Annotated in this window: 22 protein-coding genes and 1 other RNA gene; 6 read left to right on the top strand and 17 right to left on the bottom strand. The window is 56.2% G+C overall.

From position 1 onward, the window contains the following. From hflX to H5U08_RS00400, 3 genes are all read right to left on the bottom strand, one after another. The coding region (hflX, locus tag H5U08_RS00410) for a GTPase HflX (protein WP_297029031.1) at positions 1 to 1,050 on the bottom strand (1,050 nt) is incomplete at its 3' end. Positions 1,051 to 1,146: 96 nt separating this feature from the next. Beyond that, entirely contained in the window at positions 1,147 to 2,310 is a 1,164-nt protein-coding gene (gene rsgA / locus H5U08_RS00405; protein WP_297029029.1) for a ribosome small subunit-dependent GTPase A, read from the bottom strand. Between the two features lie 94 nt (positions 2,311 to 2,404). Beyond that, positions 2,405 to 2,920: an FHA domain-containing protein gene (locus tag H5U08_RS00400; RefSeq protein WP_297029027.1), complete on the bottom strand. Its 516-nt coding sequence runs from the start codon at positions 2,918 to 2,920 to the stop codon at positions 2,405 to 2,407. Between the two features lie 128 nt (positions 2,921 to 3,048). Here H5U08_RS00400 and H5U08_RS00395 point away from each other — a divergent pair, with 128 nt between their 5' ends. Continuing rightward, the gene (locus H5U08_RS00395) at positions 3,049 to 4,056 is read left to right on the top strand and encodes a TIGR01212 family radical SAM protein (RefSeq protein WP_297029025.1); all 1,008 of its coding nucleotides are present in this window, start codon (positions 3,049 to 3,051) and stop codon (positions 4,054 to 4,056) included. 24 nt (positions 4,057 to 4,080) lie between these two features. Continuing rightward, positions 4,081 to 4,478: RNase P RNA component class A (rnpB, locus tag H5U08_RS00390), an RNA gene on the top strand. 57 nt (positions 4,479 to 4,535) lie between these two features. On the opposite strand, the gene H5U08_RS00385 is transcribed toward rnpB, so the two are convergent. Continuing rightward, positions 4,536 to 5,042: a toxin-antitoxin system HicB family antitoxin gene (locus tag H5U08_RS00385; protein ID WP_297029023.1), complete on the bottom strand. Its 507-nt coding sequence runs from the start codon at positions 5,040 to 5,042 to the stop codon at positions 4,536 to 4,538. A 596-nt stretch (positions 5,043 to 5,638) separates the two neighbouring features. Continuing rightward, positions 5,639 to 6,553, bottom strand: coding sequence for a TIM barrel protein (locus H5U08_RS00380; RefSeq protein ID WP_297029021.1), 915 nt, complete (start codon positions 6,551 to 6,553; stop codon positions 5,639 to 5,641). A gap of 153 nt (positions 6,554 to 6,706) precedes the next feature. Here H5U08_RS00380 and H5U08_RS00375 point away from each other — a divergent pair, with 153 nt between their 5' ends. Beyond that, the gene (locus H5U08_RS00375) at positions 6,707 to 7,144 is read left to right on the top strand and encodes a hypothetical protein (RefSeq protein WP_297029018.1); all 438 of its coding nucleotides are present in this window, start codon (positions 6,707 to 6,709) and stop codon (positions 7,142 to 7,144) included. A 7-nt stretch (positions 7,145 to 7,151) separates the two neighbouring features. Here H5U08_RS00375 and H5U08_RS00370 read toward each other — a convergent pair whose 3' ends face one another. From H5U08_RS00370 to H5U08_RS00340, 7 genes are read right to left on the bottom strand one after another with little or no spacing between them, the layout of a single operon-like run. Beyond that, complete coding sequence (locus tag H5U08_RS00370) at positions 7,152 to 8,606, bottom strand: four-carbon acid sugar kinase family protein (RefSeq protein ID WP_297029016.1); 1,455 nt, start codon at positions 8,604 to 8,606, stop codon at positions 7,152 to 7,154. Positions 8,607 to 8,625: 19 nt separating this feature from the next. Then, positions 8,626 to 9,039 (bottom strand): VOC family protein, encoded by a 414-nt coding sequence (locus H5U08_RS00365; protein ID WP_297029015.1) that lies wholly within the window; start codon positions 9,037 to 9,039, stop codon positions 8,626 to 8,628. Further along, positions 9,036 to 10,094 carry a Gfo/Idh/MocA family oxidoreductase gene (locus tag H5U08_RS00360; protein ID WP_297029013.1) on the bottom strand — a complete coding sequence of 353 codons (1,059 nt, stop codon included), beginning with the start codon at positions 10,092 to 10,094 and terminating at the stop codon, positions 9,036 to 9,038. Before H5U08_RS00360 ends, H5U08_RS00365 begins: the two co-directional genes overlap by 4 nt. A 51-nt stretch (positions 10,095 to 10,145) precedes the next feature. After that, the gene (locus tag H5U08_RS00355) at positions 10,146 to 11,567 is read right to left on the bottom strand and encodes an MFS transporter (protein WP_297029011.1); all 1,422 of its coding nucleotides are present in this window, start codon (positions 11,565 to 11,567) and stop codon (positions 10,146 to 10,148) included. Positions 11,568 to 11,598: 31 nt separating this feature from the next. Next, positions 11,599 to 12,189 (bottom strand): cyclase family protein, encoded by a 591-nt coding sequence (locus H5U08_RS00350; RefSeq protein WP_297029009.1) that lies wholly within the window; start codon positions 12,187 to 12,189, stop codon positions 11,599 to 11,601. A gap of 20 nt (positions 12,190 to 12,209) precedes the next feature. Then, a complete protein-coding gene (locus tag H5U08_RS00345) occupies positions 12,210 to 13,295 on the bottom strand; it encodes an isocitrate/isopropylmalate dehydrogenase family protein (protein WP_297029007.1) in 1,086 nt (361 codons plus the stop codon). A 4-nt stretch (positions 13,296 to 13,299) separates the two neighbouring features. Further along, positions 13,300 to 15,222 carry a DUF5060 domain-containing protein gene (locus H5U08_RS00340; protein WP_297029005.1) on the bottom strand — a complete coding sequence of 641 codons (1,923 nt, stop codon included), beginning with the start codon at positions 15,220 to 15,222 and terminating at the stop codon, positions 13,300 to 13,302. A gap of 326 nt (positions 15,223 to 15,548) precedes the next feature. Here H5U08_RS00340 and H5U08_RS00335 point away from each other — a divergent pair, with 326 nt between their 5' ends. The 3 genes from H5U08_RS00335 to H5U08_RS00325 all read left to right on the top strand — a co-directional run bounded on the left by H5U08_RS00335 (position 15,549) and on the right by H5U08_RS00325 (position 18,979). Further along, the gene (locus H5U08_RS00335) at positions 15,549 to 17,090 is read left to right on the top strand and encodes a trypsin-like peptidase domain-containing protein (protein WP_297029003.1); all 1,542 of its coding nucleotides are present in this window, start codon (positions 15,549 to 15,551) and stop codon (positions 17,088 to 17,090) included. A gap of 74 nt (positions 17,091 to 17,164) precedes the next feature. Beyond that, positions 17,165 to 18,124 (top strand): phosphatidate cytidylyltransferase, encoded by a 960-nt coding sequence (locus tag H5U08_RS00330; protein WP_297029001.1) that lies wholly within the window; start codon positions 17,165 to 17,167, stop codon positions 18,122 to 18,124. Positions 18,125 to 18,298: 174 nt separating this feature from the next. Continuing rightward, entirely contained in the window at positions 18,299 to 18,979 is a 681-nt protein-coding gene (locus tag H5U08_RS00325; protein WP_297029000.1) for a metallophosphoesterase family protein, read from the top strand. A 104-nt stretch (positions 18,980 to 19,083) separates the two neighbouring features. On the opposite strand, the gene H5U08_RS00320 is transcribed toward H5U08_RS00325, so the two are convergent. From H5U08_RS00320 to csrA, 5 genes are all read right to left on the bottom strand, one after another. Then, positions 19,084 to 20,253, bottom strand: coding sequence for a tRNA-dihydrouridine synthase (locus H5U08_RS00320; protein ID WP_297028998.1), 1,170 nt, complete (start codon positions 20,251 to 20,253; stop codon positions 19,084 to 19,086). 19 nt (positions 20,254 to 20,272) lie between these two features. After that, on the bottom strand, positions 20,273 to 22,459 hold the full coding sequence (locus H5U08_RS00315) for a hypothetical protein (RefSeq protein ID WP_297028996.1): 2,187 nt from the start codon (positions 22,457 to 22,459) through the stop codon (positions 20,273 to 20,275). 480 nt (positions 22,460 to 22,939) lie between these two features. Further along, the gene (locus H5U08_RS00310; protein ID WP_095416135.1) at positions 22,940 to 23,263 is read right to left on the bottom strand and encodes a DUF6793 family protein; all 324 of its coding nucleotides are present in this window, start codon (positions 23,261 to 23,263) and stop codon (positions 22,940 to 22,942) included. Between the two features lie 64 nt (positions 23,264 to 23,327). Continuing rightward, positions 23,328 to 24,215, bottom strand: a complete 888-nt coding sequence (locus H5U08_RS00305; RefSeq protein WP_297028993.1) for a phosphoribosylaminoimidazolesuccinocarboxamide synthase — start codon at positions 24,213 to 24,215, stop codon at positions 23,328 to 23,330. 246 nt (positions 24,216 to 24,461) lie between these two features. Beyond that, the gene (gene csrA, locus H5U08_RS00300; RefSeq protein ID WP_297028991.1) at positions 24,462 to 24,683 is read right to left on the bottom strand and encodes a carbon storage regulator CsrA; all 222 of its coding nucleotides are present in this window, start codon (positions 24,681 to 24,683) and stop codon (positions 24,462 to 24,464) included. Between the last annotated feature and the right edge of the window lie 211 nt (positions 24,684 to 24,894).

Below are 24,894 nucleotides of genomic sequence, written 5' to 3'. Positions count from 1 at the left end.
AGCGCTGATAGGAAGGGCCTGCGGATAACGATCGAGCAACGTGTCCACACGGCGGCGATCCGCAATGCGGTCGATCTTGTTGATGACCAGGATGGTGTCTTTGCCTTCGATCCCGATTTCTTCTAGCACGCGGTAGGCAGAGCTGATTTGCTGGAGAACAGCGGGATTACTTCCATCGGCGACGTGGAGCAGCAGGTCTGCCTGTCTGGCTTCTTCGAGGGTGGCCTTGAAACTTGCGATGAGATGATGGGGGAGATCACGAATGAAGCCCACCGTGTCGCTGAGCAACACTGGGCCCCATCCCGGGAGTTGCCAGCGGCGTGTCCGGGTATCGAGGGTGGCAAACAGGGCGTCTTCCACATACACGTCGGCATGGGTGAGAGAGTTCATGAGGGTGCTTTTGCCCGCGTTTGTGTAGCCGACCAGGGACACGGTTTTGAACTGTTTCCGGGCAATGACCTCGCGCTGCCGTCGGCGGTGAATGACCTCCAGTTCGCTGCGCAGCTCGTGGATGCGATGGGCGATAAGACGGCGGTCCATTTCCAGTTGCTTTTCACCTGGTCCACGAAGCCCGACGCCGCCCTTGGTCTGCCGTTCCAGGTGGGTCCACATCCGCTTGAGCCGCGGTAACGTGTACTCAAGCTGGGCCAGTTCCACGGCGAGTTGGGCCTCATATGTTTGCGCACGCCGGGCAAAAATATCGAGAATCAGTTGTGTCCGGTCGAGGACCCGGGCGCCAACTTCCTTTTCGATATTGCGGCCCTGCGCAGGCGAGAGGTCGTTGTCGAAAATAACCAGGTCGGCGCGGAGGCTGCGGACAAGTTTTTTCACATCCTCCAGTTTCCCCCGCCCGACGAAAGTGGCGGCATCCGGTGCCAACCGGCGCTGCGTGACCTGTCCAACGACGTCGATACCGGCGGCCTCCGCCAGCCCGGCGAGTTCAGCAAGCGGAGGATCTTCAAGCGTTGTTGTGGGGAGGATAACCCCTACCAATACTGCTTTTTCACGTTCGCGATCCAATCGAATCGTTGTGCCGTTCCGGCGTTTCACGGCGCTTGGCACCTCCTTTCACGTGATGGGCTTGTGGCGTTCACATTCTGTCTCTTTTCTACAGATAGTGCCGAATGACCTGCTTCGATTTTTGTATCATTCTTCTTCTGTCTCCACTTCTTCATCAAGGACAAGGTGACAGTAGCTTTCGTAACGCCGTTCGTCGATCCAGCCATCTGCCACAGCATCCTTGACTCCGCACTCCGTCTCCTGAATGTGCAGGCAATTGGGGAACTTACAACGGTTGACGTACGGGCGGAGATCGCGAAAGTAGTTGGCCACTTCTTCCGGCTCCAGGTCCCACGGTTGAAAATGCCTGATCCCAGGTGTGTCAGCTACATATCCCCCGAAACGAAACCGATAGAGTCGGGCTGTGGTTGTCGTGTGGCGACCTTTTTCGGTATCTTCGCTGACCGGAGCCGTGGGGATTTTAAGATCGGGATCGAGTGCATTGAGGAGCGAGGATTTACCCACCCCGCTCTGACCTGCCAGGACGCTCACGCGGTCTTTGAGTGTGCGGATCAGGGCCGACAAACCAAACCCGCTTAGCGCGCTGACCAAAAGCACTCGGTAGCCTAATTGGCTGTAAAGCCCCACCAGCGGCATAAGATCTGCCCGATCGACCAGATCCACCTTGTTGATGCAAATCACGGGTTCCACCCCTGACTTCTCCGCAGCGACGATCATCCGGTCGATGAGGTGCGGCTTGATCCGCGGCATGGCCGCGCTGCTCACGATGAGCACCTGATCGACGTTACTGACGATGACATGCTGCTTGCCCTTCGATTCCCGGCTGATGCTACCGCGGCGGGGAAGGACAGTCTCAATAACGCCTTCGCTGGGATTTTCTGGCAGGGGATAAAAATAGACCTTGTCCCCGGTGACCACAACGTGACGCTGGTCCGTGGCCAGCCGCTTGAGAAGCCGTCTCACAACGCAGCGATACGAATTCCCTTCCTCATCTTCGACGAGGCATATCAGCCCTTGAACGGCGATGACCCGACCGAGCCTGCTGTCGGGATGCCGAGCGGGAAGCACCACGGGGAGCGGAGACTCGCCTTCTTCGGACAGCTCTTCTCCGATCACGGTCCCCCGGCGGGTGAGCTCGTTTCTCCCGCCGACCCGTTCCTCCCGGACTAAATCGTCGTCGAGAACCTCCTCTTCGTTGAGGACTCGGTCGGTGAGATCTTTGTCCCTGGTTCTGGGGGCACGATTCTTCCGAAACTCAACCCGGTACTTCTTCCTGCGGTCTTTACCCATCTAACCCGTGACGCGCCACTTCGGCCGTCTCCAGTAACTAATTATTCAGGGTACGGCTGTCGCAAATCCTGCGGTTCTCTCGGGTTGCGGCGAGCTACCGCGAATGCGGTCCCGGACGCCGTCGCAAACCTTCAAGAACATCGTACCGCGGTTCGTCATGATCGGAAAGAGTTTCCTGTTTTTCCTTGTCGGTCCCTGGCTTCGACGGCGTCGCCTCTTCTTCGGTTCGCTTCGGTTTGACCAATCCTGCCCGTTCCAGCAGAGACCGCGCGAAAATGTCCTGTTCGAGAGTGTCGGGAGGAGGAGGTCCCACCGCACCCAACTCGATGGGATTGTATCGGATTTCGTATTGATGCTTGGCGATAGACAGGATCGAACCGGGGTCGAGTCGGCGCTCTTTCACCCGGACCCCGTTCACTTTGATGCCGTTCGTACTGTTCAGGTCGCGTACGTACCAGTATCCGGAGACCACGAACAGTTCACAGTGCTGGCCGGACACATTCGAGAATCGAAGAACAATATCGCAATTCTCTCTGCGTCCTACGATAAGCCGCTTCTTCAACAAGGGGATGGGGTCACCACCACCGAGGGGGATCAGCTCTCCGAACATACGATCGCCTGTTCTCTGTTCCTTGAAAAGTTTTTCCTGCGCCCTTACGATGCCCTTAGAACCTGTTCTGCCTTCGGAAACCGCCCTTTTAGTGTAAGCCCAAAATGTGCGAGCGTCAACAAATAGGCATGTCTCGGATTTGGCAGTCTTCGCCGCCCGTTGACTGGCGGGCGTTGGGAAAACGCTACTTCAACCTTAGTCTGTATTATCGGCACACGTTTGGGGGAGAGACCTGGAAAATCAGCGTGGACGGCGGCTTTCACTGTCCCAATGCCGACGGAACGATCAGCCGCTTTGGCTGCACATTTTGCAACATCGCGAGTTTCAGTCCCAGTCGCCGCTACGACCAGCCTGCCAGCGTGGCGGAGCAAATTCGCCGTGCGATTGACCATTTCAGGAAGCGGCGGGCGCTCGACAGATTCATCGCCTACTTCCAACCGGGGACCAATACGTACGCACCATTACCGGTCCTCAAGGCAATGTTTTCAGAGGCCATCACGGTGCCCGGCGTTGTCGGGCTGGCAATCGGAACACGGCCAGATTGCCTTCCCCCGGAAGTATTGGACTTTCTCGCGGAATTGAACGAGAAAATCTGGCTGAGTGTGGAGATCGGCCTGCAGTCGGCCCATGATTCGACGCTTCGGCGAATCAATCGCGGTCACACATTCGCAGACTTTTGCCAGGCCGTCTGGGCCTGCGCTACTCGAAATCTCCGGGTATGCGCCCACATTATGTTCGGTTTACCCGGGGAAACCGCGGAAGTGATGCTGGGTACCATTTACGCCCTGCGGGATCTGCCTATTCATGCTGTCAAAATTCACAACTTGTACGTGGCCCGCGATACCGCACTGGCGAAAATATACGCCGCAGGCATGTATCGCCCGCTTGAGCGCGATGAGTACGCGGAGTTGGTTGTAGCTGCCCTGGAAAGGCTATCCCCGGCGGTCGTCATCGAACGGCTGACGGCCGAGACGTCGGACGCGTACCTGATTGCCCCCGATTGGTGTCGTGATAAATCGGGCACACTGCGACGCATCCAGCAACTTCTGGAAGAACGGGACACGTATCAGGGAAAGTTGTGGGACCGGATGGCGGAGCAAACCCCGGAGGCAACTCGTGAGAGCGAGATGGGCTGAAGCGTATAATCAATAATGGAGCACGGAGCGGGCTGGATGGCCGCCGGCCCGGTCTGTCGCCGGGCGGGAGGAAAGTCCGGGCTCCTCGGGATCACGGTGGTGGGTAACACCCACCGGCCGAAAGGCCAGGGAAAGTGCCACAGAAACTAGACCGCCTCGCGGTGCCCACCGCGCGGTAAGGGTGAAAGGGTGAGGTAAGAGCTCACCAGCAGGCCGGGTGACCGGTCTGGCTAGGCAAACCCCACCGGGAGCAAGGTCAAGCAGGGGGGAGTGAGGCGCAAGCCTCCGCGGGTGATCCCGACCGCCACCTTCAACCCCCGGGTAGACCGCTAGAGGGGCCGAGCAATCGGCCTCCTAGATAAATGGCCATCGCCCTGGAGAACACCAGGGTACAGAACCCGGCTTACAGGCCCGCCCTCGTGCTCCTCGATTTTTTCCTGGCTCAGCGTCCCATCCGGGGCGGTTCATTGTGCCGGCCGCTACCTTCGCTCAGGAAGCTCGTCGGACGTCCTTGAGTCGGCCCCCGGGTCTTCTTTGGGGATTTCGCCGCCGCGATCGAATTGCCGTAGCGGCGGGACCAAGCGCGCGTCAATCAGTTGGGCGAGCTTTGAAATGCACAGTCGGTTAATACTGGTCTTCAAAGCGTGGGCCTCTTCAGCGAGGGCATCGTGAAGGCTTTTCGGAATTCTCAGCGTGATAACGCTGAGGGCCTCGGTTCTGGCCGCTCGGCCCTCCTGGACTCGGCGCAAGCTGGCGAGCATTTCCTGAACCTTTCGATGCGTAGCCGTTTGCTCGAAACGACTGAGCTCCTCAGGCGTGGGGAACAGGCGGCGGACCAGACCCTCGGGTCCCAAAAGTTCTTTGAAAAAAGTGGTCCATGCCACGCCTGCCGCGAAGAGTTGATCCGCTTTTTCTTCGATTTTCCGGCAGCGGTCTTCAACTGTTTCTGTCGTTTCGTGCCTGCGGAGACTGTCAGCCAGATCCATCAGTCTTTCCCTCCTCGAGTTTCCCAAAATAACTTTCTCGTGATCAGTTGCCAGACGTTGTACCCACCCACGGATGGAGCCGAATAACCACTAAGGGCGGGCGGTGCCCACCACTCGCCGAATAACCGCATGGATCCACCGCCCATTGTAGAGGGACTCAAGCGGGTGCACGAAAAGACTTGACACCCTTCCGGCTGCAACAGCATGTCGAAACTGTGGCAAAAACTGTGGCAGCGCGAAGAGGCAAAGTCAAGCATGATCTGGAAATTTGTTTGGTCCCGGGGCTGGTGTGGGGTGCATGCACTGCCATAAGTGATTGCAAATCAATAAGATAGGTAACTGGCGTGACGAGAAAGTGTCCACCGCCGCGACCTTCCGCAGCCGTCCTGGCAATGGCAAAGATCTGCAGACAGGTTGAAAAGTTAGCTCTCAAAAGAAAAGACCGCCCGAGGCGGGCGGTCAAAATCAGCTTCCAGTTCTGCAAAGACGTTCGGCCCCGGTGAATGCCCAGAAGCAGTATCGACTCACCGGAAAAATTCAGGTGGGTTTTCCGAGAGTGAAGCTCGTGGAAAACAGCCGTGTGTGATCGCAAAAGTTCAGCCAGAGCTCAGAAGCTCTGCGGCGACTTTATCGAAGAACTTGACGCACTCGGCGATTTCGGGCAGGGAGTTTTCCCAGTGATATTCATACTCGATGGAGAAGACTGCCTTGAGTCCTTGACGCTTGATTTCCTTGAGCAAGGCAGGCACGTTCGCCTGGCCGGTGCCCCAGGGAACGTCATGGGCACCCATTCCGTAGCGGTTGAGGTCCTTGAAATGGAAGGAAATAATTCGGCCTTCCAGTTTCTTAATGGCTTCCAGGGGATTGATCTCCGACCGCATCCAGTGTCCTGTATCGGCACAGGCGCCGATTCGCTTGCTGCGTCCCTGGCAAACTTTGAGGACCGTATCGGGGTTCCAGTAGGGTGAAGGTTTCGGATGGTTGTGGATTGCCACATTGATTTGGTATTCCTCGCACAGCTTTTCAATAATGTCGAAGGCGTCGAAGGGCGGTTCGGAGACGATCGTTTCGATGCCCATGTCTTTGGCGAAATCGAAGACACGACGACACGCGCCTTCATTGGCGGGCAGTCCAACCACGCCGTAATTGACCAGCTTCAATCCGGCATCGGCAAGCCGTTTTTTGATTTCCTTACGATCCGCTGGCGAGAGTGACTCATTGGTCTTAGCGTCGGGCTTCTCCTTGGACAGCGTCTGGCCCGGATATGCCTCAATGTAGTGGAGGCCCAGCGACGCCGTCTTTTCAATCGCTTCGTAAAACGTGAAGCGGTTAAACGTGTAGGCCTGGCAGCCGAGACGCCAGCCGAGCTTTTCGGCGTGAGGGGCCCCCTCAGCCAATCGCTGACCTTCCGCCAGCGACATCCGTAGCGGCAAGCCGGTGAGCCCGCCTGCCAGCACGGCCACTCCCGTTGCCTTGACAAAATCCCGGCGCGTAACAGACGTTTGACTCATGGTGCGTCTCCTTTCCGGATCAGCGACGAAAACAACGTGGGGAACAATTCCCTGGTGACAAACATCCCAGGCCCCATGAAGGGGACCAAGACACCACACAAGCCTCTCATTATAGTTGGGCCTTCCTTTCGGCAACATAGTTGACGCATGGTTATGTCGGCGCGATGGCGGAAGGTGAGCGTTCGACTCAGGGAAACGAATCAAAACCGGGCGTACGAGATTGAGGAGCTTCTGAATTACGGTTATTCAGCGGCCAAACGTGCGATCCTGGTTTGCAATAGCTTGAACATGCCTCCGCGCGGAACACTGGACAAGGCTTTCGCACCGGCCGGCGACTATCGGCTCGCTGGACGCCCCGATATTCGTCGTACTCTCAAACAGGGGTGTTGGCTCATTACTGCGGAGATCGAAGTAAGCGTGATGACCGGGCAGTGCCTTGATCGCTGCAGTTCGGATAACGAGACGCTGCGTCGAGGAAGAACCGCTGGGGCAGACGAACGCCACCGCAACCAATCCGGCGTCAACGGGCATTTCGCCACCGAGAACGCCCGCGCCAGGCCGGGGTATCTCTACCCAAAAAAGCAGACGTGATCGAACACTAGGCGCCACCGATCTCCGATAAACTCTTGACCAGCCGGGCAAGGGCGTCTGGTCCACCCACGTTGCCTGGAAAGACAATGTACCTCAGGCCCGGATAGAGAGAGTTTTCGTCCAATTCCCAAACAGGGACGCCGGGCAGCGCCTGGCCTCGAACCATAGCTCGTCGTACACCCAAACCTTTCGTCGCCACCTCGCTGGAGGTGATCCCACCTTTCGCGATAAGAAACCGAGGCCGTATTCCAAGTTCCCGAACAATCTCCGCAAGTGCTGCGGCAATTCTGCGACCCATCGCCAAACTTTGTTGAGTATCGGAGCTGCCGACATATTGACGGCTTGTGAAAAGGACAACATGGCGACCAGAAACCAATCGTTTCTTGACTTCCTGAGTAATATCTGTCACATATTTTTCGGGCGATTGAGCAGCAAAAAACTGCACCACATCGAATTCAACTGGCTCGATCCCGCCCTGTGACAGGAGGTTTTCCAGTTGCCGGGTACTCCCCGGCACATAAGAACCACACACAACAAGTCCCCCGATAGATGACCCGGCATCGCAAAGTTCTGTTGGTTTCAGCGTTGGCCTGGGTTCAAGCCCAAGCCGAACGGCAACAAACGAAGCTGCCGAACGAAACAACAACCGTTTCCCCTCTGCCTCGGCATCGAGTACCGCCAGTGTGAAGACTTCCAGATCCCGATAGTGCGCAGCATTGACAATACAGAAAGCACCTTTGGGCAGGCCACGGATAATATCGAGAATTTTATTCGGACCACCCACACGAATATCATCCAGGGAAATACAATGGATTTGTTCACCGCCCACATCGCCGCGGCTCTTTTCGACGATCCATTCCCTCAGATTCCACGACGTGTAGCCGAAAACGGGGTCTTTGGCAAAGGGCGTTGCGGCCACAGGCACCAGTTCCTCGCCCTGCACCAGGTAATGGATATTGTCGATTGTCAAACGCCCCCCTTCTGCAAAGAAGGGTACAATAAACACGGCGTCTGGTGTTCCAAGAACCTCACCCAGAATGTTGATCTCGACCGGGAAATGACCTCGCAGCGTGGAATCGCTGCGGCTGATCACACAAAGCCTCGGTGAATCGGCAGATTCCTCGCCGCTGTTCACCGCTTCGATGAGATTCCGGCCTAACTCGCGATGCAATTCTTGGGTTTCTGCTGGCGTCAAACTTCGAGAATTGGTAAGAACGTAAAAGCCCGGCCCGGGTTCACGAATTTCTCGCCTCAGACGTTCCACGGACCATTCTGTTACAACGGGAACGTCGTACACGGTTTGTGTTCCCGTCGGATCGTCATCCAGGACAACAGCTTTGGTTCTCCGTTGCTGTATCCGGTCACGGATCTGACTCATCAAAGATTCGGGCCAAACGGGAGGTATCGCTTTGAGGAGCCGTTCCTTCGACGAAAACGCGGTGACAACCGTTTCTTCTTTCATAGTTTCTCGACTTGGCCAACTACTGCTGTGGGGGACTGGTAAGCTCCACGAGCACGCCGTAGGTATCCTCCGGCTTGAGGAACACCGCTTTCTTGCCGTGTGGAGCACTCCGCGGGAGGGCGTCCCGGCAACCAACTCCCCTCATTCTCAAATCATCCACCGACCGAGATAAGTCATCCACATAAAAACATATATGGTGCAATCCTTCCCCTTTTTCCGCGAGGACCCGGGCCAACGGGATGTCATCGCGGAGCGGCTGCACCAGTTGGAGTTGAACGCTTCCCATGTCCAGGTGTGTCAGCCGCACACCCTGATCTTCCAGTATCTCACTGAAGACAAGCGGAAAACCCAGTTTGTGATGGAAAACCTCCAGTGCCTTCTCCGTGTCGGCCACAAGAATGGCAATGTGATCCAAACGATTGAACACGCTCATTGGTTCTCTCCCGAAATGGAGGCAACATCAACGGGCTGTCCGGTGGCTGCCGACTGATAGACAGCCTCCTGCACTGTTAATGTCTTCAGATAATCCCAACCGTCTGTTTCGAATGGCCTTCCGGTGAGGAGGCCTTCGATAAAATGCCTTTGGGCGGCATAGCAGCAGTCACCCGCAAAACCTTGTCGTGAGGGCTTGTAATCTACAACCTCCTCGGTCTTTCCCAACTGCTGTACCGTGAGACGCCCATCGGAATAGACGCGAATCGAGCCTCTCTCGCCTTCCACCAGAGTTTGACCAAAGGTGTAGCGCGGATTCTCGTAGTTTGGCTCATTGTAGCGGTTCGCGTCCCATACACCTATGGCTCCGGAATGGAATTCGCACACCATCAGACCGCAGTCCTCGCCGGCGATGACCGGGTTCAATCGACGAAGCCAGGCCATGACACGGCGGATCTCTCCCAGAAGATAGCGAAAGGTATCGATAAAATGGACCCCCGTTTCATAAATGAGTAGTCGCGGATACTCGCGGAAATAGGGCTGTCGGTCAAGATAGGCGTTTTCCCCCCAACCGTCGCCCATCCTCGTTTGGATATAAATCGAAAAGACACGTCCCAGCGTTCCCTCTTCCAGCAACCGTTTGATTTCGCGGTACCAGGGCTGAAACCGAAAATTCTCGTGAACCATGAAACGAACACCTGCACGCGCGACTTCGGCAACGAGCGTCCTCGCTTCCTCCAGCGACGGTGCAAGGGGCTTCTGGCAAATGATGTGAATCAATCGTCGCGCGGCCTCTCGACACATTTCCAAATGGGTGGGGGGCGGCGTGATAATATCCACAAAATCGGGCTTCTCTTTGTCCAGCATTTCTCGATAATCAGCATAGACTCGGGAAATTCCAAAGCGTTGTTGGACAGCCCGGATCCGATGGGGATCGCGGCTGCAAAAAGCTGTGATTTCAACTTCCGGGATTCTCCGCCAGGCATCGTAATGATAGTGGCTGAAGTAGCCTGCCCCGATACAAACACCTTTGAGCCGTCGGTGTTCCGCCGTCATAAGTGAGACTCTCCTCGAGAATTGATGGGATGGTCTGGTGAATTGTTTACATCAACATTCTTTGAGCCATTCGAGATGCTCTCTTTCTGGTTCGTGGTCCCTTGCTTGTGGGTGGACATATAAATCTGAACTCCGATCAAGCCTGCAGCCACCGTGATTACAAATTGCCATCACGGTTGCAAATCTTGCCCAAAGCTGGGTCGTCGAGACCGTGGAAACCGGACGTCGCGTGGGATTCATGAACAGCCAGCACAAGATGGCGACCGCGTTGAGACTGGCCGCCATGACGAAGAAAAGGCTGGCCTCTCCGGTTGTGGAATCCTGCAGGAGGGGGAAGACGATGGCCCCGAAGGCCGCACCAATGTTTCCGACCATGTTCATAGCAGCGGAAATCGTTCCCGAATATTTTCCGCCGAGGTCGTTGCAGAACGCCCAACTCGGACTGAGGGTCATGTCAACGCCAAACGTGGTGATGCTGAAGAATGTTACGAACCAGAAGAGGTTGTTGGTCTGTGTGGCAAGTAATAATCCAAGCGTGGCCAGTCCAAACCCAATAATCGCCGTTATTCGGCGAGATGCCACAGGGTAACCAAGGGAATGCAGACGGGTGACCATTCCCCCCGCAACCCAATTGGCTGCCGTAGCACACAGAAGGGGGACTGCCGACCAGTAAATCGCCGAAGGATCATCCGACCACTGCCGCTTGAGGTAGGTCGGCAACCAGGTGAGCGTCACGAAGAATGTCACGTTGCTCGCAAAATACTGAACCATGGCGAGAAACATGTTGGCCGACGTGATCAAAACTGCCAAGGGGGCTGGCTCGGTACGATCGAGCGCTTCAGTACCGCCCTTTTTGATGTGCTCAATCTCCTTCTCTGTCACTCGGGGATGGTCGCGCGGATCATCACGATATGTCGAGAGCCACCAGGCCACCCAAAGCAAGCCCACCAGACCGTTCACGAGAAACATTCCCCGCCAGCCCAGTTGGCCGATCAACCACGGCATCAGGAACAGCGAGATCGCCGCCCCCAGGCGGCTGCCAGAGAACGTAACCCCGTGTGCCAGCCCTCGCTCGCCAGGGGGTAACCAGCGGTAATAGGCCTGGGCAATGCCAGGAAAGGCCCCCGCCTCACTGGCCCCGAAAAGAAACCTTACGACAAGGAGTTGCCAGAAGCGCGACACAAGACCGGTGAGGGCTGTCAGCGCACTCCAGGCCGTGACCACAAAGGCCAGTGTCTTCTTGGCCCCGTACCTATCGGCAAACCAACCCGCTGGTACCTGAAACAGAGCGTAACCCAGGGCAAAAATACCCAGGACAAGCCCCATGGCCTCGTCCGACAGGCGAAGATCTTGACGGATGGCATCAACCGCGGACGCAATGCAGGCCCGATCCAGGTAAGTGTTGAGACTAAAGAAGAACAGAATGGTGACGACCCAGATGCGGATCCGCGATTGTCGCTGCGGAGCAAGCATCAGCCCAGACCTCGTCACAGATTCAATTGGATCATTCTTCGATGGCCACCGCACGGACCGGCGAGCCATCCCCGTGTTTGATCTTCAACGGAAATACGGCGAATATTACCCGCGAGCTGGAAATCGCTTCCAGGTTGGTCAAACCTTCGACAATGATGACGCCGCCCTTCAAAAGAATCCCATGGATTTCTTCCAATTCCTGCCGATTATGGACATCCGCCACAGAAGGTGGCTCAACGCCCAGAATGCGGACCTGACGATTCACACACCACCATGCCAGATCGCGGCTGACGCGCGGAAGTGCGTCCCGATATTGTGGGGTGCCCCAACGGGAACTCCAACCGGTTGCAAGAATCAGGCCCTCGCCAGGCTGAAGTTGTTCAGCGACATGGCCCAAGTGTTCGATTCCAATAAGACTCCGCGGGGCCACATCGGGAATTCGCACGATCCAGGCTGGCCCGTAACACCGGTCCAGGGGAATCTGGTCGATTCCATAGGCATCACTGTCCACATGGGCAGGCGCATCCATGTGTGTGCCGCAATGGGAGTATAGACTCAATACCGTCGAGTTCCAGGCATCGTGGGGACGTCGATGCCGTGGTTTTAACTCAACGCCAGGCATGTCCTCGCAAATTGTTAGGGTCAGGTCGTGGATGCGGAACATGTTTGCTCAATTTCTCTTACAATCAAGTCGCCCATCTCATTTGTCCGCAATGATCCACCCAAATCCGGGGTCCTCAAACCCGGTTCTTGAAGCGTTCGTCTCACGGCCTCGCGAATCCAGTTGGCTCCACGAAGGGTTGAGGGGTGTTTCAACCATTCCAGCATCATGGCTACAGAAAGAATGGCAGCCACCGGATTGGCAATGCCGCGTCCCGCGATATCCGGGGCCGAACCATGCGCCGGCTGAATAATGGCTGCCCTGTCACCAATATCTGCCGAGGGCGCCATACCCATTCCACCGACAAGACCAGCCGCCAAGTCTGAGAGGATGTCGCCAAACATGTTCTCCGTAACAATCACATCAAAGCGGTGGGGTGACTTGAGCAAATACAACGCCGCCGCGTCGACGTAGCAGAAGTCGGTGGCGACATCGGGATATTCTCGGGCCACCTCCGTGAAAACCCGGCGAAAGAATGCCATAGACGGAAGAACATTGGCTTTATCGACCAGAGTCAGATGATGCCGTCGTTTCTTTGCAAGCTCGAAGGCTGCGCGAAAGATCCTCGATGCCCCGGTTCTGGTAATTCGCAACACGTCCCAAACTGTGTCGCTGTCGGAGCTGTTGTGGGCCGTTCGGCTCGAGAACAGTCCCTCCGTGTTTTCCCGAACAATGACGAAGTCAATCTCTCCCGCACCATATCCCTTCAATGGTGTATCCGAAGAATGGTATAAATAAACCGGTCGAACCCCACAGTACAGGTCAAGTTTTTCGCGCAGATCAATCTGTGGGGTTATTTCTCGCCCATCAGGCAGCCGAACGGACGGGAGCCCCATGGCCCCTAATAAGATAGCATCGGCCTGACAGCAGGCCTCGAAGGTTTCGCTCGGCAGGGCCTCTCCCGTCGCCAAAAAACACGTCGCACCGCAAGGATACTCGGTGAGGTTAAATCTGACATCCGGCAGGTGGGATTCGACCGCCCTCAAAACCTTGACTGCTTCGCGAATAACCTCTGGACCGATGCCGTCCCCGGGCAAAACGGCGATTGTGAATGTCGTCTCCATCATCTTGTTATTTCCGAATCAAAATGACCCAGTCCTCGTTTTGGTCTGCTGGCGGCTTCCCCAGCTTCACCTTGCCGCCACCCGAAACCTCTTTTACGGAGCCATCCTGCAATTCACCACCCTGGCGCGGGTTATACCACTTGACTGAGAAAGCTCCGACAGTGTGAGAGAGATCGAGCTCGCACGTTCCACCCGTGGGTAAATAAACCACATAGACTTGACCGGGAAGTGCTAAGCAATAACGAGAGTTGTCATTCTTGCTATTTCCTACCAATTCGTCGGCATTCGTCATATTCCAGAATGGAACGTGAAACTTCGAGAAGAATTCAAGGGCAATGCGGCAATAGTCCCAGGACCGGTCGCGACTTCGATAGTCTTCGCACATCAAATCATTCTGGGGAAGCTTGTACCCAAAATAATATTCGACGCCCGCACCACCCGCCATAAGATTTCCCCACAATGTGTACTTGCGGATGTCATGACAAGAGTAACCGGGATCTTCGGGCCTTGAGCGGGCCACGCCGTCGAACCCTGCATAACCGGGATCGGGTGGAACGCCCAAATCCGCCGGCCCCTGCTCATCGTTGGCCACGACCCATGGACGCCCTGCTTTTGCTGACGCTCGCACCCATCGGAGGGTACGTTGATGAACTTCCCGCCAACCGTTTTGCAACGAAGCACCCGTTAACAGTGATTTGTCACCCAAAAGCTCGGAATACACCCGATCCTGCCAGTGTGGAAATGTGTGAATAACGATAGGGTGTTTATACGGGTCCATTTCCCATATATACCGTATCATCGCTCGTTGTTCTTCCGGCGACTGACTATTTTCCTCCCCGATATTCCAGTTCAGCGCCAGGTTGTGTGCGAATCTCGCAATTAATTCGCGGCAGTAGAGTTTGCGCTCCGGCCCGAGGGCTCCACCATCCAGAGATTCCGGAACTTCCTTCTTCTCGGCCTTGTCGCCCACGCGGTTATCATCCATCTCCTGCTCTTGAAGTTTGAAATGCAGATACAGCCCGAGAGAAGTGGCATGGTCAAACACAATTCCCCACTGGTCAAGTTTCGAACAGTCATAATGAAATTTGTCATTCCGTTCCACGAATGGCCAGACGTTATCGCCGTCTCCGCCGGCATTATAGGGTATGAAGGAAAAAACGTTGACGCCCTTGGAAGCTAAATAATTGAGTGCTCCGATAATCCCTTTCCCTTTTCCACCCTTCCAACTGGGGTCTCCCGGACGCCAGTCGCGGATATGAGCGGACCAGGTGTGAAGGGGAACATTTTTTTTCGTGGCGACTGTACCGTCAAAGTCGGCATACGCCAGGAAGGTCTCCGGAGCGTCCGCCCCAGCCTTCAGGAAGAACTCCTTACTGCCCAAAAACTGCAAATGGTGTTTCCCCACATAGGCCAGTCTTCCTTTGGCACGAAAATCACGTCCTGTCTTGTCCGTCTCTCCGATTGTGAATTGTCCAGTAACTCCATGGTAAGGTGCCAATGGTGTTCCCTCTCCGCTAATCGCCGCATGTTTGCCCTTCAAAAAGGAAATGCGATAACTCCAGACTCCCGGTTTGTCCGGCGCCAGATGGGCACGCCAGCAATTCCCCGCCTCGGCCGAGGTCTCTCCGGCCTGGCCGTCTGCGGCGAAATAGCCTGGCACACGGTACACCGGATCGCCAGACTCGTGACGGAACTCCACAGTGAAGTTGTAGTCGGTGAACGGATTCGGGTCGTTGTCCCGCTCATGTGCCAAAGGCCCAGCCAGAGTCAATGTGACCTTATGCCACCGTTTCAACTCTCCGGAAATGGTCACCTTACCGTCGCCGTCACGCTGGTCTTGGGCAGGGGCGGAATGAACCTGGATGCTCCAGGCGAAAAGGCCTGCCGTGACAAGGCCAGAAACCAGGGCAAAACGTGTCCCACCGATCATGAGCGCCTCTCCTTTTGATCCAGGTCTCGCCGGGTCATTCCTACTCACTTTCCTTTCAGATTGTAATTCCGTTATACAGGAATTGTGCAAAGGTTCCTTCAGTCATGCCACGGCCGCGATTCTCGGTCGCTCGGAGGAGGTGGCGGGGGACCAACTGTTCGTGACGGGCCGGGAGTAGCCCCAATCTGGCACCGTAACACCCTTTCTTTGGTGAAGGCTGTCGCCGAAGGTCGGTTGATTCTACCTGGAAATGTGTCGTAAACTTGCACAATGGAGGCGGTCTCCGGCATGAAACAAAAATCAGCATGGGCTGAGGAGTTCTCATCATGATCAGCGATGGCCGAAACTGTGAGCGTCAATGCGTCGCCGGCGAAAAGCGGTTGACCTGGATCGCTGTCGGAACGCGACTTCTGGTGCTGTCTGTGCTGTGTGCGACGCTTGGCGGAACAATTGTGCGGGCTGAAGACGACGAAACGGAGGCTATTCAGCAGGCCAGAAAATTGTCTCTCGCCTTTCGCCTGGCGGCCAAGAAAGTACTGCCGACCGTGGTGACGATTCGCACGGCCACGACGCGAGAAGCGCGGCCCCGGCGGTCGATTCCCGGGTTGCCGTGGGGTGATAACGATTCGAATCCTGACGAGCCCGGCTTTCAGTTCGACATCCCCCGGAACCCTGATATGGGGCTGGGGGCCGGCGTGATTATCGATCCGCGGGGGGTGATTGTAACAAACCGGCACGTCATCGAGGGGGGAGACGTTGTCACGGTTCGCCTGTTCGATGGACGCGAGTTGCCCGTGATCGACAAAAAAACTGACGAGCTGAGCGATTTGGCTGTCCTGCAGGTCGAGACAACCGAGCCGCTCCCGGCCGCCCAATTAGGAGATTCAGATCAATTGGACATCGGAGAATGGGTCCTGGCGGTTGGCAACCCTTTTGAACTGGAAGGGACGGTCAGCGCTGGGATCGTAAGCGCCAAAGGACGGAGCCTGCGGTCCATCGGGCGGGTCCGGTTCATTCAGACCGACGCCGCCATCAATCCTGGCAATTCCGGGGGGCCTCTGGTTAACCTGGAAGGGGAGGTCGTGGGAATCAATACCGCTATCTTTTCCAGAAGCGGTGGTTACCAGGGGGTCGGGTTTGCCATCCCGATTAACCTGGTGAAATGGGTCAGTTCGGAGCTTTTGGCTCACGGGAGGGTTCGCCGCGCATATCTGGGCGTGACTCTCGATGAAGTGCTCCTGCCGCGACCGGCTCAAACTGGAAGCAACGGGAAGAGCGGGACGCAGCCCAGCGCTGTGGTCATTCGGCAGGTGCTGCCGGATGGGCCAGCGGACAAGGCAGGACTCAGACGCAACGATATCGTGACGGAGTTTGACGGGTATCCCGTGACGGATGTTCCGACGCTTCAGGAGCTGGTGGAACGGGCGGCCATCGACCAAAAACACAAAATTCGGTTACTTCGCGATGGAGCGCCGATCGAGATCGAGGTCACCTTGGAGGAATCGCCCTCGGAACAGGAGTTGGCGGAGCGACTTAAGCAACGTGCTTCAGAAGAATCTTCTGAAGTGAATCGGCGACGGACGTATGATCGGGAACTCGGGCTTATCTTGATGGATTTCGACCCCGACATCGGGCAGGCCACGGGAGTGCGCGTGACGGAAGGAGTGGTCGTTGTCCATGCAGATCCCGGTAAACCGGGGGAAAAATCGGGCCTGAGAACGGGGATGGTTATTGTGCAGGTGGAAGACCAGCCAATCCGTAATGTGGATGATTGGCAGAAGGCGTTGAAAAAAGGTAATCTCGAAAAGGGCATTAAATTGGAAGTGGCCAGCCGCATTGGACGCCAGATCATCGTTCTGAAAAAATAGCGTTCCCCGGGAAGAGGCGGAGGGATTGAACTCGCGCGGGTGTTCTTTTCAGCCTCGCTGAGGTGTCGCGATCCATGGATGTCATCACATGGGGTCTTTTAGGCGGGGTTTTGCTTCTTTTGATCGTGGCCACTGTGGTGGTCCAGGTTCTGCGAAAAGGGCGAAGCGAGGCGATCAATCCGGACATCGTGGACAGTCTCTCCGGTCGTCTGAGAGCCTGGTGGTTGCTTTTTGCAGGATTGGCAGGGGCGATGATCCTCGGCAAGACGGCGACCATCGTCCTGTTCGGCATGATCTCGTTTTGGAGTCTCCGCGAGTTTATCACATTGACGCCAACTCGACCGGGCGATCACCGGGCTCTTTTCTGGGTGTTTGTCCTTTGCACGCCCGCACAGTATGTTCTGGTGGGTTTGGCACGTTACGAACTCTTTGCGATCATCATCCCGGTATATGCGTTGCTTTTCATTCACACCCGAATCGCCCTTTCCGGCGACCCGAAAAGATTCCTTGAAAGAACGGCCAAAATTCAAATGGGATTACTTATCTGTGTCTATTGTTTGAGCTACGCGCCGGCCATATTAACGAGTATTGACTTCGGTAACGATGCCTACAACCTGAGGTTATTATTCTTCCTGGTATTTATGGCTCAGCTCAGCGATGCACTTCATTTTGCGTGGTCGCAGCTTCCCAGTCGTCACGTGATTGTACCGGAGATTAATCCAACCAAGACGTGGGAAGGGCTCCTTGGAGGGACGGCAAGTGTGACGCTGGTGGGCGCCATGCTTTGGTGGGTGACACCCTTCGATTCTGTGTGGATTGCGGCGGCTCTCTCTCTGGCGATTTCCGTGGCTGCGTTTGCAGGAAGCCTCACCATGTCTGCCATCAAGAGAGATCGCGGCGTGAGGGATTACGGGACCCTCGTGGCGGGGCATACCGGAGTTCTCGACAGGATCGACTCACTTTGCTTCGCGGCTCCGGTGTTCTTCCACCTCACGCAGATTTTCCTGGCCACTCACAGCCCCGTGACTGGATGAAAGCGACCAAAAACCCTGCGTTGCTGGTTCGCGTAAAAAGGGCAAGGGGCTGCCCGTCGTCTGGGCGGACGCGTCTGCATTCACCAGTGGGGGGATGCCGCTCCTTGCCGAAATGTGTCGTTCCTCCGTTGTCAGTAAGCAACTGCTTTGTCAGAGTAAAACTGTGGTTGTTCAGTGAAGCGCATCATTGCTATCGGAGACATTCACGGTTACCGGCACGTGCTGGAACGCCTTCTGGATTGGATCGGTCCAGAAAGCTCCGACATCATTGTCGGCTTGGGCGACTACATAGATCGCGGGCCTGATAGCCGTGGTGTTGTCGATCTGTTGATCCGGCTTCAGCAGCATGTCACTCTGGTGCCCATCCTGGGCAACCACGACGAAATGCTGCTCAACATTCTTGATGGTGACAAAGAAGCGTTTCAGGACTGGTTGATCTTCGGTGGGACCGCGACTTTGGCCTCTTACGGTTGTGCTACGGTGGAAGAGATTCCGGGGGAGCACATCGCTTTTTTGAAAAGTTGTGTTTCCTACTACGAGACGGAAAACCACTTTTTCGTCCACGCGAACTACGATGAACATCGCCCCCTGAACATGCTGGATGGAACCATACTCCGCTGGTGCTCGCTGCGCGAATATCTTCCGGGACCCCATATTTCTGGAAAAGTCGCCATCACCGGGCACACGGCACAGAAAAATGGGGAAATTCTCAATCTTGGCTATCTTGTCTGCATCGATACCTATTGCTATGGCGGCGGTTGGCTCACTGCGCTCGACGTCCAGACAGGCCACGTGTGGCAGGTTTCGCCCAGTGGTGCCGTGCGCGAAGGCTGGCTCGGTGAAGCCCGGGACTGAAGCTCCTGGAACCGACATGGCGACGTGGCAGCGTCACGTGGAAAAGCTGTGAAAGCCTTGCGGGGGCTTGGATAGTCTTCGCTGCTTCAGCGGAGGTTACGGATTCAATCGACAACCGTCGAATCACGCGAGCCGGGCAGGTATGCGGGGTACTCCGTCTGCAGCAAAAATCGGCGGACCGCCTCGAGGATTTCGTGCGGTTCGCTCAGATGGAGGACGTTCACCCGCAGATGCTTGGAGCCTGGCCGAAAGGCGATAAAGCGGCAAAGAAACTGCTTCATGAGAATGGTCGCTTTTGGGGAGCCGAACTGGCCGATGAGTACTTCGTACTGTTCGCGAATAAGATCAAATTGTTCCTCTGGGGTTGGTTCCGGGGGAGGTGTTTTTCCGGCGAGCAGGGCCGCTGCTTCGCGGAAGATCCATGGTCGGAAAAGGGCAGCCCGACCAATCATGACTCCGTCCAGACCATAGCGTTTCAGATTATTGACGGCATCGGCCGCCGAGCGAATATCGCCGTTGCCAATAACGGGAATGCGCCGGACAGCGGCCTTCACTTCAGCAATTCGTTCCCAGTTGGCCGTCCCCCGGTACTTCTGCTGTGCTGTTCGCCCATGGACGAAGACAGCACTGCCGCCTGCCTGCTCAATAACCCGGGCCACTTCGCAAGCGGTCAGTTGATGGTCGGTGTAGCCCAACCGCATTTTGGCGGTCACCGGGACGGGCGACACCGTGCGCACGATCCTGGAGACGATTTTGCCGACCAGTTCCGGATCTTTCAGAAGATACGCGCCGCAGGCCACACCTTTGGTGATCTGCTCCGCCGGACACCCGAAATTAAGGTCTAGCGAGCTCACATGAAAATCTTCCACCAGCCTTTCGGCGACCTGAGCCAGTTTATCGGGATCGTTATCCCAGATTTGAACGGCGACGGGACGTGGTTCTTCGCGCACGCCCCACAGTCTTTCAGGCAATTTGCCATAGCGGCGATCGAGTTCGAGGAACCCTCTGGCACTGACCATCTCCGTGCAGAGTAGCCCGACGCCGCCCAGTCGTCGCAAAAGCTGTCGGAATGCATAGTTGCTGTAACCAGCCATGGGCGCCTGAAATAAAGGGGGAGAAATTTCGAGCGGCCCAATCCGCACGGCCAGACTCACGGGATTGGCTTCGCAGGGAACGCATTTCCGAATTTCCCCGGCTGGTTGCAGCATCAGCGATGGGATCGTGTTGCTGGCGACACTATTCGGATGGTGCTCAAGCATATTAAAGCGCGACATGTTGGCTTCTTCGCTGGTACTACTGAACACCGATAGCCTTGAGGTAATCGTTCAACGAAGCCAAAGGCAGGCAACTCGCTGCGTACTGTGCAATCGCCCTGTTGTACTGGCCGACTCCTTCAATGAATTGTAACCAGAGGTCAAATTCGAGCTGCACGGACGCGAGAACAGTGTTCAAAGGGATTTGGCCCCGCAAATAAGCCTCGGCATCGCGCTGGCGCGCGAGATCGGCAGAAAGGAGCGCCGATGCGGTCTGCGCCATCGCCGCATAGATACCCGGCAGCCGATACGCAATCTTTCCCAGATGGACGCGCTGGGCCGGAGTGATGTAAGGGGCAAGTTCGCTCCATCGCGTGTCGTACGCACCGGCAAAGGGCGGCGTGACTGCCGTCAGATCGATGTCGGAGGTCGGGATGTTTTTCTTGAGGATGAATTGCTTTTCCAGAAGGTCGGCGTGGGCGTCCTGAAGCGCTGCGTCGGCGGCATTTCTTTCTGCGTGAATCTGGAGCACCAGTTCGGCCCCTCCCGGACGCTCGGCTTCTCGGAGCGCCACGCGGAAAAGCTCCGATAATACCGCCGATTGTTTGATGAGTACGAAAAGCCTGTCCTGGGCTTCCACGACCTCCCAATACTGAATTGTGCGCACTCGGCGATCTTCTGTTTGGCCCGAGCTATTGGACAGATATTCGGACAGCGTCAAAGTCTTATCTGCTCGAATCTGCATTGATTCTGCCGTGCAGAAGCGTGCAAGCTCCTTGACGAAATCCTCAAGCCGTGTGGCCGTGATGGAGCTGAAAAAGCCTTTCGTTAATTCTGGGGTTTCCACGGTAGCGGACTCCCGAAAAGCGATCAGACGGCAGATGAGCGTTTGTGGGCGATCCAACGGGGTGAACGGCCCCAGATTCTTGCAAGCAAAAGGCAACCTTTCGGCGGATAAGTCGGCCTGTCGCGCCGAGGTCGCGGCATCCCCGGTGTTGCGGCTGGCGGGGGTTGATCCCGCGGCGGCCCCGGAGACCACGCGGCGGCTGCCCTCCTCGAGGAGCATGGGCAGGATGTTGCTCGGCGCTTGACCGTAACGTCGTAATTCAAGGATATATTCGAGGATCAATTCGTTGTACCGCTCAACGGCCTCCAGGCAACGGAGGTTCTCAGTAATGGCCAGGTGCCACATCTGCATGGCCGCTTCAACATTGGGCGCACCTGCGTTGGCCGCATCACGGTAGGCCAGCCACGCATCGCGAGCACTTCGAGCCGCCACGAAGTGGAGATAGATGGACTGCCGGACCAGTGGAAGAAGTTCATCTATTTTGCGGACTTCCAATGGGGCCTGGCCGTGAAACAGAGAGTCAATATACGTGTTGTAGCCACCGGTGTGGGGAATGTCATCTGGAAAGACTCGCCCTTGGGCATCCGTCACGCCAGCCCAAGCAGCCAGTTCGAATTGTGCCGCAGCCAGTTGACCACGCAAATCGATGAGTTGCCCGGTGATGCCGCCTTTAAGACCTTCGAGATAGGGACGTCGTTCTGGCGGACACGGGAACGTCTCCAATTCCGAAAGGGACTGTGAAAGCATGTCGACCGAAGCGACAAGTCGCACGACAGTCCAGTAAGTCTTGACGGCACGTGTGAGATCCTCTCGCCGTGAGTAGCGCTCCAAAAGCGATTGCAGACTGATGATGCGATCGGTCTGCTGAAAATTGCGGCGAAGGGCGGTTTTCAGACGGTTGTCCAACTCGGGACGCAGTTGCGCGGCCGAAGGCCGGGATTGTTGCACTCCGCTTCCCGTTCCGGTGTTGGGTATCGCCTGCTCTGCAAGCAGGACTGCCGACCAGTGGTGAGCGAGATCGACATTGAGCCGCGGATGTGGATGATTTTCGGCCAGGCCCGCACTGGCCCCAATGACCGCCGTCAGGATGCTGATCAAGGGTGATAGGTGTTTCAGTGCAATACGCCGATTCATTTCCACGTTACCTGTAGTCGGATAATCGGGGATGGGTGACCTCATCCGTACCGGTTGCGAAAAGATTCCAACAAGCGAGAACCGGTCGGTGAGCTGGCGATCTGTCACGGAATTGTATTGTGGGCGATCCTGTATTCCGTGAAAAGCGTCCCGTTCAAAAAAGACCGCCGGGCGATCGATTTCTTCGAAGTTCTGGGCATCGCCGATGCTGTGGACCGCTTGACCAGTCCCAAATGCTTGGTTCACTGCCAGGACTGCCCAAGGTGGCTGCGAATCTCGGGGAACTTCACAGGAGGTGGCTGATTGGAATTCGGAAACAGTGTGCGGAAGCTGTGTGTCCCATGTTTCGACAGGAATGGTCGAAACAGTGTCCGTGCTGGTGGCGCGATCGGTCGCAGACAGGAGTGGGATTGGCGCGTGGAAAGAAGTCGAGCAACAGACCAAAAAGAAACACAACGCCCGGAACGCTTCACCGGCAATGCAGAACAGAAGCAACCACCTGCCTCTCCGCCTTTTCTCACCGCAATTCAGTGCGCTTGGTGGTTTGGTCCGGTGGAGTCAGAGTCACTTCAATATCAGTTACCCTGTGCAGCGAAGATACAAGCCGACCGAAACGAAATCGGCCGTTATCCTGGTCCTGAAGGTCCAGGAAAAACGGAGCGTTGCGGGAATCTGAAGCGGCTCCGAGACATGCTGGCCGGGAGCAAGGCAAGCCGCCCCACGCTGCTACCAGCCCATGATCATGTTCGACTCGATGACCTTCCTGGCTCGTTCCAGGTCGGCGCCGGTCTCTTGCATGTAAAGGCGGATCGCATGGATTTTGTCTCCCGCCGCTCGGGCAAGGCATTCCCGAGCGATATGGCAGGGGTCGGTCTTGCCTACAATCCCCAGCCCGGCCTTGGAGATGACCCAACTGTTCCTGGGACGTTTCGCGATTCTGATAATGGCCTCGCGGGGATAGTTTTCCCGCACCACGTTTTTCGCCGATTCTTCATCATCAGCCCAGGTAATGATGATGTGATACTCGGTTTCGATCTCGTACAGTGGCATAGGCTCTGCTCAGTCCTTCCCGTAAGGCAATAATCGACATTCGACGCGCGATGACCCGCGTCGATCAGGCAAATGGGAATTTTTCTCCAGTCAATCGCTCGAAGGCCTCTATATACTTTTCCCGCGTTTTCTGCACAACGTCATCTGGAAGTTCCGGTGGCGGACTGTTCTTGTCCCATCCAGCGCTTTCCAACCAGTCCCGCACAAACTGCTTGTCGAACGAGGGCTGACCTCGCCCGGGGGTGTACGAGTCGGCCGGCCAGAATCTCGAGCTGTCCGGAGTGAACACCTCGTCGATGAGCAAAATCTGCCCGTCCTCTTGTCCGAACTCAAATTTGGTGTCCGCGATGATAATGCCCCGTTCTTTAGCGTACGCGGCTCCTCGCTTGTAGATACGGAGGCTTCTTTCCCGGAGTTCTACCGCGAGTTGCTCGCCGACGATTTCGATCATTTGCTCGAAGGTGATGTTTTCATCATGGCCCGTCTCCGCCTTCGTGGCGGGCGTGAAGATCGGCTCGGGAAGTTCGTCGCTTTCCTTGAGACCCGGCGGAAGCTGGATTCCGCACACCGTTCCGCGTTGGCAGTACTCTTTCCAGGCGGAACCGGAGATGTATCCCCGAACGACGCACTCGATCGGGATCACTTTCGTCTTTCGCACGTAACTGGTCCGGCCGACCAGCATTTCCCGGTCGGTTTGTTCGGGAAGTGGCATCTCGTCCAGGTTGACCGTCACGAGATGGTTCGGTTCACCCAGTAACTTGAACCAAAATGCAGAAAGTTGATTGAGAACCTGTCCTTTCGAGGGGATCGGCGTCGGCAAGACCCAGTCGAATGCCGAGATCCGATCTGTGCTGATGAGCAAAAGATGACTGCCCAAATCGTAAATGTCGCGAACTTTGCCTTGTCGCTTTTGAAGGCCGGGGATAGACGTTTCCAAAACAGCTTTGACCATTGCCAACTCCCTTGGATTGGATCTCGCGTTACGTAACTCTTCAAGATTGTACTGAACTCGTTGCTCGCTTCCGAGGACTCCGTGTCCGTGAAATTTCAGACAATTGTACCGAGGTGTCAATCGTCCGACGACTTGAGGACTTCCCAGGAGCGCATGACTCTGGCTGCCCACAGGATCGTAAAAAAACCGACGTGAACCGCGCCGCAAAAAGAAAAGCGAGAAAGATCGGCTGGACCAAGCGGCCAATCACACGCTATCGCTACCGGGCGCCTGGTTGTTCTCGCCCATCGAGTTGCGATTCTCCATCGCCTGGCGAATGGCCCGAAGCACCTCTTCGCGATGGACGGAAACGTGAGGTGGCGCTTCGATCCCGAGGCGCACGGTCCCACCCTTGATGGCCACCACGGTGATAATAATGTCGTCGCCGATCACAATCTGTTCGTTACACTTGCGTGAAAGCACGAGCATGTTGCCGACCCGGCCCCTCAAAAAATTTCAGGTGTGCATGCACCGCTGTCATATTTTACGCCACCGGTCGAGTACGGGAAACGGTTTCGACTCCATTTGATTTTGATTGAGTGTTGAATTGTTATTTTTATGATTGGCTTTGTAATGATTTTGGTCGAAAATTTATTCGCCGAAGATCGTCACGACGACACGCCGGTGGCGCGGTCTGATA

Source organism: Thermogutta sp. (assembly GCF_014359955.1).
Taxonomy (GTDB): domain Bacteria; phylum Planctomycetota; class Planctomycetia; order Pirellulales; family Thermoguttaceae; genus Thermogutta.
This window is presented reverse-complemented; position numbering and strand designations above follow the sequence as displayed.

What these genes read in the sequence shown, in the direction of transcription:
- H5U08_RS00320 (WP_297028998.1), bottom strand. Translation starts at nt 20,253, where the DNA reads ATGTCGCGCTTTAATATGCTTGAGCACCATCCGAATAGTGTCGCCAGC.
- H5U08_RS00305 (WP_297028993.1), bottom strand. Translation starts at nt 24,215, where the DNA reads ATGGTCAAAGCTGTTTTGGAAACGTCTATCCCCGGCCTTCAAAAGCGA.
- H5U08_RS00380 (WP_297029021.1), bottom strand. Translation starts at nt 6,553, where the DNA reads ATGAGTCAAACGTCTGTTACGCGCCGGGATTTTGTCAAGGCAACGGGA.
- csrA (WP_297028991.1), bottom strand. Translation starts at nt 24,683, where the DNA reads ATGCTCGTGCTTTCACGCAAGTGTAACGAACAGATTGTGATCGGCGAC.
- H5U08_RS00360 (WP_297029013.1), bottom strand. Translation starts at nt 10,094, where the DNA reads ATGACGGCGGAACACCGACGGCTCAAAGGTGTTTGTATCGGGGCAGGC.
- rsgA (WP_297029029.1), bottom strand. Translation starts at nt 2,310, where the DNA reads ATGGGTAAAGACCGCAGGAAGAAGTACCGGGTTGAGTTTCGGAAGAAT.
- H5U08_RS00370 (WP_297029016.1), bottom strand. Translation starts at nt 8,606, where the DNA reads ATGAAAGAAGAAACGGTTGTCACCGCGTTTTCGTCGAAGGAACGGCTC.
- H5U08_RS00365 (WP_297029015.1), bottom strand. Translation starts at nt 9,039, where the DNA reads ATGAGCGTGTTCAATCGTTTGGATCACATTGCCATTCTTGTGGCCGAC.
- H5U08_RS00395 (WP_297029025.1), top strand. Translation starts at nt 3,049, where the DNA reads ATGTCTCGGATTTGGCAGTCTTCGCCGCCCGTTGACTGGCGGGCGTTG.
- H5U08_RS00330 (WP_297029001.1), top strand. Translation starts at nt 17,165, where the DNA reads ATGGATGTCATCACATGGGGTCTTTTAGGCGGGGTTTTGCTTCTTTTG.
- H5U08_RS00345 (WP_297029007.1), bottom strand. Translation starts at nt 13,295, where the DNA reads ATGATGGAGACGACATTCACAATCGCCGTTTTGCCCGGGGACGGCATC.
- H5U08_RS00310 (WP_095416135.1), bottom strand. Translation starts at nt 23,263, where the DNA reads ATGCCACTGTACGAGATCGAAACCGAGTATCACATCATCATTACCTGG.
- H5U08_RS00355 (WP_297029011.1), bottom strand. Translation starts at nt 11,567, where the DNA reads ATGCTTGCTCCGCAGCGACAATCGCGGATCCGCATCTGGGTCGTCACC.
- H5U08_RS00385 (WP_297029023.1), bottom strand. Translation starts at nt 5,042, where the DNA reads ATGGATCTGGCTGACAGTCTCCGCAGGCACGAAACGACAGAAACAGTT.
- H5U08_RS00340 (WP_297029005.1), bottom strand. Translation starts at nt 15,222, where the DNA reads ATGATCGGTGGGACACGTTTTGCCCTGGTTTCTGGCCTTGTCACGGCA.
- H5U08_RS00350 (WP_297029009.1), bottom strand. Translation starts at nt 12,189, where the DNA reads ATGCCTGGCGTTGAGTTAAAACCACGGCATCGACGTCCCCACGATGCC.
- H5U08_RS00335 (WP_297029003.1), top strand. Translation starts at nt 15,549, where the DNA reads ATGATCAGCGATGGCCGAAACTGTGAGCGTCAATGCGTCGCCGGCGAA.
- H5U08_RS00375 (WP_297029018.1), top strand. Translation starts at nt 6,707, where the DNA reads ATGTCGGCGCGATGGCGGAAGGTGAGCGTTCGACTCAGGGAAACGAAT.
- H5U08_RS00400 (WP_297029027.1), bottom strand. Translation starts at nt 2,920, where the DNA reads ATGTTCGGAGAGCTGATCCCCCTCGGTGGTGGTGACCCCATCCCCTTG.